Here is a 9,198-nt window from a genome sequence, read left to right as displayed (position 1 = left end):
TCACGCCTGCTACTATGATTGAAATTAAAGACATCTACAAAACATTTGGTGAAAACGAAGTACTCAAGGGTATCAGCGCGATATTTAAACCAGGTAAAAACAATCTCATTATCGGCGGCTCCGGATCGGGCAAAACCACTTTACTGAAATGTATTGTAGGCCTGCATGACCCTACCAAAGGCGACGTTATATTTAACGGTGAAAATTTCACCGAAATGGATTTTGAGCAAAGGGTACCTATCCGTACCCAAATAGGCATGCTTTTTCAAAACTCGGCCCTCTTTGATTCCATGACGGTTGAAGAAAACATCATGTTTCCACTCAACCTGTTCACTAAGCAATCAAAAGCCGAAAAACAGGATCGTGCCAATTTTTGTCTGGAGCGGGTTAACCTTGCCGGTAAAAATAAGCTGTACCCTTCAGAGCTATCGGGCGGTATGAAAAAGCGTGTAGGTATTGCCCGTGCGATATCTATGCAGCCCAAATACTTGTTTGTGGATGAGCCCAACTCCGGCCTCGACCCTAAAACATCTATCCTGATCGATGAATTGATCAACGAGCTTACCGAAGAATACCAGATAACTACCGTAGTGGTAACACACGATATGAACTCGGTAATGGGTATTGGCGATCATATTTTATTTTTGCACCAGGGTAAAAAATGGTGGGAAGGCAGCAATAAAGAAATTGCCCACACCGATAACCAGGAGCTGAACGATTTTGTATTCGCCAGTAAATTTATGCAGGCAGCAAGAGCAAAGTTGTAGGTTCTCAAGGAGTATCAAGTAATTAGTGTCAGGTATCAAGACTGTTAAACACTGACTGATACGGATATTACTTTGTAATCTCTTTTGCTATACCATTTTGATAACGGATACTAACCCGCTTGATACCAAAAAAGAATATTAAATTTGCGCCTTGTATCAAAGGCTCAGTTAGTCTTGATACTTGATACTAACTACTTGATACTAAATTCATGATTCAACTATTAACCCCAACGCACTGGAAAGATTACGAACTGATTGATTGCGGCGACTTTGAGAAACTGGAACGCTTTGGGAACATTATATTGATCAGACCCGAGCCACAGGCTGTTTGGAGCAAGCAATTGCCTGCATCTGAATGGCAGCGTCTGCACCATATTAAATTTAAAGGCCGCTCAGCTACGGCGGGCGACTGGATAAAGAAAGATCAGAAAACTCCCGACCGCTGGCATATTGAATATAAAAACAAGGACGCGGCCATTAAATTCAGGCTGGGCCTTACCTCATTTAAGCACTTAGGTATTTTCCCTGAGCAGGCTGTAAACTGGGATTACATTAGCCAAAACATTAAAAAATTTAAAACCCCGCAACCCAAGGTGCTTAACCTGTTTGCCTACACAGGTGGTGCATCGTTAATTGCACAGGCTGCCGGTGCCGATACCACTCACGTTGACTCTATTAAACAGGTAGTTACCTGGGCCAATGAAAACCAGGAAATATCTGGTCTTAGCAATATTCGCTGGGTGGTGGAAGACGCGCTTAAATTTGTAAAGCGCGAACTGAAGCGCGGCAAAAAATATAACGGCATTATCCTTGATCCTCCCGCGTATGGCAATGGCCCCAACGGCGAAAAATGGAAACTGGAAGACAATATCAACGAAATGATGGCCGATGTAATTCAGCTACTTGATCCTGATGAACATTTCCTGATCCTGAATACCTATTCATTGGGCTTTTCGTCAGTGATTATCGAAAACCTGATCAAGAGTGCATTCCCTAAAGTGGAGAATCTGGAAATTGGCGAGCTTTACCTGCAAGCCACCGCGGGGTCAAAACTGCCTCTTGGTGTTTTCGGAAAATTCTTTAAAACGCGTTCATAGCTAAAGCATGCTCAGAAAAAGGCTGTATACCGTATTCCTGCTATTAATAACCACATGCAGTTACGCACAACAACGCTATGATATCATCCTTAAAAATGGCAAGATCATTGATGGTGCGGGCAACCCCTGGTTTTATGGCGATGTGGGCATTGTTAAAGATAAGATCATCAGCATTGGCGACCTTTCTAAAAGTCAGTCCTCTAAAACCATTGATGCATCTGGACTTATCATCGCTCCCGGTTTTATTGATGTACATACCCATATTGAGGGCGATGAAAAGAAAACGCCCACTGCCGATAATTTTATTTACGATGGTGTAACCACCGTGATCACCGGTAACTGTGGCAGCTCCAACATCAACATAGCCCAATACTTTAAACAACTGGAGAGCATCAAGCTATCCGTAAATGTAGCCAGCCTTATTGGGCATAATGATGTGCGCGAGGCTGTTTTAGGCAAGGCTGCTGTAACCCCTACCCCAGCTCAATTATTAAAAATGCAGGGCATCGTTGCACAGGCCATGCGCGATGGAGCCGTTGGTTTTTCTACAGGTTTAATTTATACGCCCGGATTATACTCTAAAACCCCCGAAGTTATCGCGCTGGCAAAAGCGAGCGCTAAATATCATGGTGTGTATACCTCGCACATGCGTAACGAAACCGATAAAATATTTGATGCCATTGCCGAGGCCATTGATATTGGCAGGCAGGCCAATATGCCGGTAGAAATATCGCACTTTAAGGTTGGCTTGCCCAACTGGAACTGCTCAGCCGATATGATCGCTATGGTAGAAAAAGCACGTCAGGAAGGGTTGGATGTTACCGTAGATCAGTACCCATACACTGCTAGCAGCACTACCCTTAATGTGCTTCTGCCCGATTGGCTGCAGGATGGCGGCCACGATTCTGTTTTAAAAAGACTCAATAATCCGCTGATACACCAAAAGGTAGTTGCCGAAATGATCACCGATATGAAAAGGCGCACCCGCCAGCATTTTGATTACGCCGTAGTTGCCCATTGTGATGGCGATCCGTCTATCAATGGTAAAAACATTATGCAGATCAATATCGATAAAGGCCGCCCGTCTACCATACCCGATGAAATTGAAACCATTTTGGATATTACCAAGGTTGGTAGCGCTTCTATGGTTTTTCACGGTTTAAATGAGGATGATGTTACCCGCATATTACAATACCCGCTTACAATGGTAGCGTCCGATTCGGGAATCCGTCTGTTTGGCTCCGGTGTTCCGCACCCGCGCGGTTATGGCAGCAATGCCCGGGTATTGGCTTATTATGTACGCGAAAAAGGTGCTATCCGGCTGGAAGACGCGGTACGCAAAATGACCTCGCTGCCGGCTCAAAAATTCCACCTCACCAACCGGGGCTTGTTACAACCGGGCATGTTTGCAGATATTGTTATCTTTGACGCCGGCTCGGTAAAAGATCAATCAACATTTGAACACCCGCACGCTTATTCAACCGGTTTTAAATATGTTTTAGTGAACGGTAATATAACTGTTGATAATTTTAAGCATATTGGTACCAGAAAAGGTGTTATTTTGCACGGCCCCGGATATCAACAGAAATAATTAATAATTAACCAGTTACAACGCGCTATAAGCCCGGAAACTCACATCAAATTAGCTTAATCATTTATAATGAAACATTTTTTCCTTTCTGCGTCAGCGCTTTTATTATCCATAACCCTGCTCACCAACTGTAACTCAAGCAGCAGTACCGGTAAGTCGGCCGGTAAACAATCATCGGCCAAGGCTGATTCGGCCAAAGGCGAAACTGAAACTCAGGACACTTTAAGCGTTGTAAAATCAAGCTATCCCCCGCTGGATAAAAAATTGTACGACAGCCTGCTGGTGTTTAACGCTCATGGCGATACCACCGGCAGATGGCCAGTTAAAAACACGCCATACCCATTGAACGGAGCTATTTTACCGTTTAAACGCGTGGTGGCCTTTTATGGTAACCTATACTCCAAAAGGATGGGTATTTTGGGAGAGTTACCTCCCAACGAAATGCTGGCCAAATTAAAAAGCGAAGTAAAGCACTGGGAAAAAGCCGATCCCAAAACGCCGGTGCAGCCTGCCCTGCATTATATTGCCGTAGTAGCCCAGGGCGATCCTGGAAAAGACGGTAAGTTCCGTTACCGTATGCCGTTTAAACAGATAGACAGCGTATTGGTATTAGCTAAAAAAGCACACGCTATTGTGTTTTTAGATGTGCAGGTAGCCCTAAGCAATATTCAGGCAGAATTGCCTTTACTTGAAAAGTACCTGGCTATGCCACAAGTTCATTTTGGTATGGACCCTGAATTTTCTATGAAAGATGGAACTAAACCCGGTAAAAAAATTGGCACTTATGACGCGGCAGACGTGAACTACGTTTCCGGTTATTTAGCTGGACTGGTTAAAAAATACAATCTGCCTCCTAAAATTTTAATAGTACACCGCTTTACTAAAAAAATGGTGACTAACTATAAAAACATAAAACTGCGTAAAGAAATACAATTGGTAATGGATATGGACGGATGGGGCGAGCCCGATCTGAAAACCGGAACTTACCGTTATTTCATCAACCAGGAACCGGTTCAGTTTACAGGCTTTAAATTGTTTTATAAAAACGATATCAAAAAAGCTCCTCACCATATGTTAACACCTGAGGAAGTTTTATCAAGATACAAACCATACCCTATCTACATTCAGTACCAATAAACTGAAGATGTTGTACGTTTGACGTTGTACGTTATACGTTTTAAGAATCTTTAAACCAGAATGTATAACGTACAACATCAAACGTATTACCTAACTCACCACTTAAAACTCATTACTCAAAATGATCAAATGGGGTATTATCGGTTGCGGACGTATTGCGCATAGGTTTATGCAGGGCCTGCGTGAGGTGCCGGACACAGAGCTGGTATCGGCATGGTCAAGGAGGGCATCAACGGTTGATGCTTTTGTGGCCGAACATGGCGGCATTGGATGCACCAGTGTTGATGAATTACTGGCTACCGATATTGATGCGGTTTATATTGCTACCCTACCTGATAGCCATGCAGCTTACAGCATTGCCGCTCTAAAAGCTGGCAAGCATGTACTTTGCGAAAAACCGCTTACCGTTAACCTGCCCGAACTGGAACAGGTGCTTGCCGTAGCAAAAGATTACAACCTGCTTTTTATGGAAGGCATGAAACCGGCCTTTTACCCCTTATACATCCGTTTAAAAGAACACCTGGCTACCGATCCTATTGGCCCGGCAGGTTATGTACGCGCGGGATCGGCTGTAGCGGATTGCCCTCCCGATCATCCGAATTTTAACCTTGAGTTGGTTGGCGGCTCTTTAATGCAGATTGGTATATATGAGGCCTTTTTAGCTATCGACTGGCTTGGCCAGCTCCAGGATGTACAGGCGATGGGGCGTTATGGACAAACGGGAATAGATATGTTCGCGGTGTTTCAAACGTTGCATGAAGGTGGTTACTCACAACTATATGCTGGTTTTGATTTGCATGGTAAAGGCGATGCGTTGATAGCCGGTCCGCTGGGACATATTACCATTCATAAAAACTGGTGGAACCCGGCTCGCGCCACTATTGATTACCTCGACGGTCGCAGTATCGAACTCAATGAGCCATTTACCGCTGGTGGCCTCAATTATGAAATAGCCCATTTCTGCGATCTGATCAAAGCAGGGAAAACAGAAAGCCCTATTATGAGCCATCAACTGTCAAAACAAATGATTGATCTGATTGACAAGGCTCGCGCAGAGATCGGCTTGAAGTTTCCTTCGGAAAAATAAATTTAATTGTAGAAACTTCCCTCTCGCGAGATTAGCGTAAGCGCATCTCGTGAGTTGCATGTAAAGAGCTTTCAGCTCGTTTATATAGTCAAGGCTTTATTTTTCGTAAGCTTAAAGCTTACTCAATGGCCTGCCACGAGTTACGCTTACGCTAAACTCGCGGCAGTAAAATTTTTACAATTATAATTTATTAGAGTTCAATGTTGGGTTTTGGCTCGCGTTGATCTGGTAAGTGTAAATGGCATTGTCATTATCTACTTCCACAATACGATAGCCTTTATAATCGGTACCCCAATCGCCGCCGATGTGCGAATCAAAAAAGTGTGGGAATTTATTACCTGTATAACGTATACCATCTAACAGGTGGTCATGTCCGTGGAAGGTAGCCTTCACATTCGGGTAGCCATGCAGCAACTCCATAGTTTCGGGGCAATCAACAAAAAAATCATCCTTTTGCCATTTAAACGGAGCGATGTGCAGTATTACAAACACAATTTTTTTGTCCTTAAATTTTTCAAGCGATGCTTTGATGAAAACATTATCAGGGCAAAGATAGGTTCCTTTGGTATCTGCGGTATTGGCTAACACAAAGCCTATGTCGCCAAAATCTACGGTGTATTTATCTTCATAACCAAAGTTTTTTTGCCAAAGGGCGGCATCAGCAAAATCATGGTTTCCGGGGATAGTATGGTATGGGGCGTTTAATTTATCAAGATACTTTGTTTTGATCTCGGGCAGCAGATCCGGGCGATTATGTACCAGATCACCATTGATGATCACCATATCCAGGTGATTTTTGGCATGATCGGCGTTGATCCATTTCACCATGTTTGCAGTGTTGGTAGCATAATCAGTATTTGGCTGACCGTAGTGAATATCAGATGCCAGGGCGAAGCGTAATTTTAGCTTGCCTTTGTTATGGCGGTTATAGTCGTTATCAACACTGGCAAAAGTGTTAACTGCTGGCAATAAAGTTAAAGCTGCTATACCGGCCAAACCGGTTCCAATAAAATCTCTGCGGGTGGTCATTTGATAAATTATTTTATGTAAATGTACAGTCCCTGTGTTAAGAGATGATTAAGGAGGTGGCATCGCCTAAAAATAATTAACAATGAATAAAGTATGAGCTTGCCGCAGCGAACTATGCAGAATAAGACACAAGTAACCCATACACTTAAGTCCATACTTCATACTTGCGTCAGAGAGGGGAAATGACATTATACTATTAAACACTTACGAAGTTTTAAAAACTTCGTAAGTGTGCCCGGTAATAGTTTAAAAACATGCCCGAAATTTTACCTTTCTACAATTCCTTTATTTCAATATGGCGGTATTCCATTTGCCCGCGGTCGCCTTCCAGGCCCATTGGGCCGGTTGGCGGCAGCACATAAGCATCTTCCAATACTTCGCCGTTGCACTCGCAGTGGGCTATATTATCTTTCACAGTAACAGTAATGGTGTTCCAGTCTTGTGGTTTGTACTTTTTTAAATCTTTATAAGGGCCGGCCACCAGGTAATCACGGCATTGCAATTGTTTGCCGCGCAAAAAAACACCGCTATCAGCATTTTTGGAAGCCCGAAACTGTATCTTGAAGATAAAATTCTTAGGGAACTCACGTTGCGTCCATGATTGCTGAACCTTCCTTTCAACACCAACCGGATAGTTTACGGTGAGCACTCCGTTCGCGGCCGAATATCTGCCGTCGGATGATACCTTTTTTCCATCGAATTTTTCGGTCACTTCGCCCTCCTTGCTCCTGTAGCACCAACCGTTGAGCGTGCTGCCATCAAAAAGACTTTCAAAACCTGCATCCGGTTTCCAGTTATCGGTTTGTGCCTTGGCCTGAAGACTGCTAAATAAAAATCCGGCTACGAGCATCAAAACTGGTGCGATAATACGCGACATTGTTTTTTTCATAGTAATAGGTTATAGTATGAGCTAACTGGTTAATTTCACAAAAGGTAGAAATAAAAGGATTAAAGAACAAGGACTTTGGGATTTTTGGACTGTGAGACTGTGGGACAAAGAACTTTGAGATAAATTATAGAACCAAGTAAGGGTTTGTCTTTTGTCCTTCATCTTACAATCTCTTAGTCCTACAGTCCAATAGTCCCACTGTCCCTTAGTCTCAATTAAAACATAACAATTTATTAACGCCTCCGATTCTGGAAACGCCGTAGTTTAGTACCTTGTACCAAACATATTTTTATACGATGTTAAACCCTCTTAAACTTGGCGTAGCTGTGTTAATGCTACTGGCCACACATAGCCTAAACGCGCAAACTCGCGCTAAAAAAGCCGTTTTTATAATTGCTGATGGCATCCCAGCCGACGTGATTGAAAAGCTGAATACCCCTAGCCTGAAAATGATTGCGCAACAAGGCACTTATCTTCGCGCGCATGTTGGCGGCGAAAAGGGCGGCTATTCGCAAACACCAACCATATCTGCCAATGGCTACAATAGTTTGCTTACCTCAAGCTGGGTAAACAAGCATAATGTTTGGGGTAATGATATTAAAGATCCTAACTATAACTATTGGAACATATTCCGAATGTTTAAGAATGCTTACCCTAACAAAAAAACGGCTGTTTTTTCGAGCTGGACAGATAACCGTACCAAACTGATTGGCGATGGCCTGCCTGCGGCGGGTAACATCCATCCAGATTATGCGTATGATGGATATGAACTGGATACGGTAAAGTTTCCGCATGATAAGGCCGGTAATTATATGCACTTGATTGATGAACAGGTTACTACATCGGCCGCTAATTGTATCAAAGATAAAGCGCCCGACCTGTCATGGGTTTATTTGGAATACACCGACGATATGGGCCACGCGCATGGTGACAGTCCGCAATATTATGATGCCATTGAAAAAATGGATGCCCAGGTTGGCCGTATTTGGCAGGCTATACAATATCGCCAGAAAAATTTTAAGGAAGACTGGATCATTTTTATCACTACCGATCATGGCCGCAGCGAGCTGAACGGTAAAGATCACGGTGGACAAAGCACCCGTCAGCGATCTACCTGGATGGTTACCAGCTACAAGCCGCTTAACAACTATGCTAAATATTACTACCCGGGCATTGTTGATATTACACCATCTATCAATACCTTTTTAAATGTAAAGGTACCTACAGCCCAATTACGCGAAATGGACGGCATATCACTCATCGGCCAGGTTTCAGTAGCGCAACCCGAGGCAAACTTTATGCAGGGCGCACTTGACGTAAGCTGGAAAGCCATGAACGCAAGCGGCAAAGTAAAAATATGGGTAGCTGCAACCAATAACTACAAAGAAGGCAAACCTGATGATTACCAGTTACTGGCCGAAGTGCCGGTTACCAAAGAGCATGAGCTGATCAATGTAAAAAACATACCGTCTAAATTTTACAAGGTTTGCATTGAGGGAGAATTTAATACCGTGAACCGGTGGGTTGTACTGGAGGATAAGAAATAAAAAAACTTGTCATTGCTGTAAAGGTCAAGTAATTCGGTAACAGAATTAGCTTTA

At 43.3% G+C, this 9,198-nt stretch carries 8 protein-coding genes; 6 read left to right on the top strand and 2 right to left on the bottom strand.

Going from position 1 to position 9,198, the window contains the following annotated elements:
- Positions 1 to 14 precede the first annotated feature (14 nt).
- From AAGC65_RS22795 to AAGC65_RS22775, 5 genes are all read left to right on the top strand, one after another.
- Positions 15 to 767, top strand: coding sequence for an ATP-binding cassette domain-containing protein (locus AAGC65_RS22795; RefSeq protein WP_343114774.1), 753 nt, complete (start codon positions 15 to 17; stop codon positions 765 to 767).
- Positions 768 to 976: 209 nt separating this feature from the next.
- Entirely contained in the window at positions 977 to 1,864 is an 888-nt protein-coding gene (locus AAGC65_RS22790) for a class I SAM-dependent methyltransferase (RefSeq protein ID WP_343114773.1), read from the top strand.
- Between the two features lie 7 nt (positions 1,865 to 1,871).
- Positions 1,872 to 3,455 carry a D-aminoacylase gene (locus AAGC65_RS22785; protein ID WP_343114772.1) on the top strand — a complete coding sequence of 528 codons (1,584 nt, stop codon included), beginning with the start codon at positions 1,872 to 1,874 and terminating at the stop codon, positions 3,453 to 3,455.
- Between the two features lie 69 nt (positions 3,456 to 3,524).
- A complete protein-coding gene (locus AAGC65_RS22780) occupies positions 3,525 to 4,592 on the top strand; it encodes a hypothetical protein (protein WP_343114771.1) in 1,068 nt (355 codons plus the stop codon).
- Between the two features lie 121 nt (positions 4,593 to 4,713).
- Positions 4,714 to 5,679, top strand: coding sequence for a Gfo/Idh/MocA family oxidoreductase (locus AAGC65_RS22775; protein WP_343114770.1), 966 nt, complete (start codon positions 4,714 to 4,716; stop codon positions 5,677 to 5,679).
- 180 nt (positions 5,680 to 5,859) lie between these two features.
- On the opposite strand, the gene AAGC65_RS22770 is transcribed toward AAGC65_RS22775, so the two are convergent.
- Positions 5,860 to 6,708, bottom strand: a complete 849-nt coding sequence (locus tag AAGC65_RS22770) for a metallophosphoesterase (RefSeq protein ID WP_343114769.1) — start codon at positions 6,706 to 6,708, stop codon at positions 5,860 to 5,862.
- A 274-nt stretch (positions 6,709 to 6,982) separates the two neighbouring features.
- On the bottom strand, positions 6,983 to 7,597 hold the full coding sequence (locus tag AAGC65_RS22765) for a DUF1080 domain-containing protein (RefSeq protein WP_343114768.1): 615 nt from the start codon (positions 7,595 to 7,597) through the stop codon (positions 6,983 to 6,985).
- A 296-nt stretch (positions 7,598 to 7,893) separates the two neighbouring features.
- On the opposite strand from AAGC65_RS22765, the gene AAGC65_RS22760 reads away from it, so the two are divergent.
- Positions 7,894 to 9,144, top strand: coding sequence for an alkaline phosphatase family protein (locus AAGC65_RS22760; RefSeq protein ID WP_343114767.1), 1,251 nt, complete (start codon positions 7,894 to 7,896; stop codon positions 9,142 to 9,144).
- The last annotated feature ends 54 nt before the right edge of the window (positions 9,145 to 9,198 follow it).

Origin of the sequence: Mucilaginibacter sp., from assembly GCF_039207105.1 — a bacterium.
GTDB lineage: Bacteria > Bacteroidota > Bacteroidia > Sphingobacteriales > Sphingobacteriaceae > Mucilaginibacter.
This window is presented reverse-complemented; position numbering and strand designations above follow the sequence as displayed.

Excerpts from the sequence above, each read along its gene's own strand:
- AAGC65_RS22795 (WP_343114774.1), top strand. The coding sequence starts at position 15 with ATGATTGAAATTAAAGACATCTACAAAACATTTGGTGAAAACGAAGTA.
- AAGC65_RS22785 (WP_343114772.1), top strand. The coding sequence starts at position 1,872 with ATGCTCAGAAAAAGGCTGTATACCGTATTCCTGCTATTAATAACCACA.
- AAGC65_RS22770 (WP_343114769.1), bottom strand. The coding sequence starts at position 6,708 with ATGACCACCCGCAGAGATTTTATTGGAACCGGTTTGGCCGGTATAGCA.
- AAGC65_RS22765 (WP_343114768.1), bottom strand. The coding sequence starts at position 7,597 with ATGAAAAAAACAATGTCGCGTATTATCGCACCAGTTTTGATGCTCGTA.
- AAGC65_RS22790 (WP_343114773.1), top strand. The coding sequence starts at position 977 with ATGATTCAACTATTAACCCCAACGCACTGGAAAGATTACGAACTGATT.
- AAGC65_RS22775 (WP_343114770.1), top strand. The coding sequence starts at position 4,714 with ATGATCAAATGGGGTATTATCGGTTGCGGACGTATTGCGCATAGGTTT.
- AAGC65_RS22760 (WP_343114767.1), top strand. The coding sequence starts at position 7,894 with ATGTTAAACCCTCTTAAACTTGGCGTAGCTGTGTTAATGCTACTGGCC.
- AAGC65_RS22780 (WP_343114771.1), top strand. The coding sequence starts at position 3,525 with ATGAAACATTTTTTCCTTTCTGCGTCAGCGCTTTTATTATCCATAACC.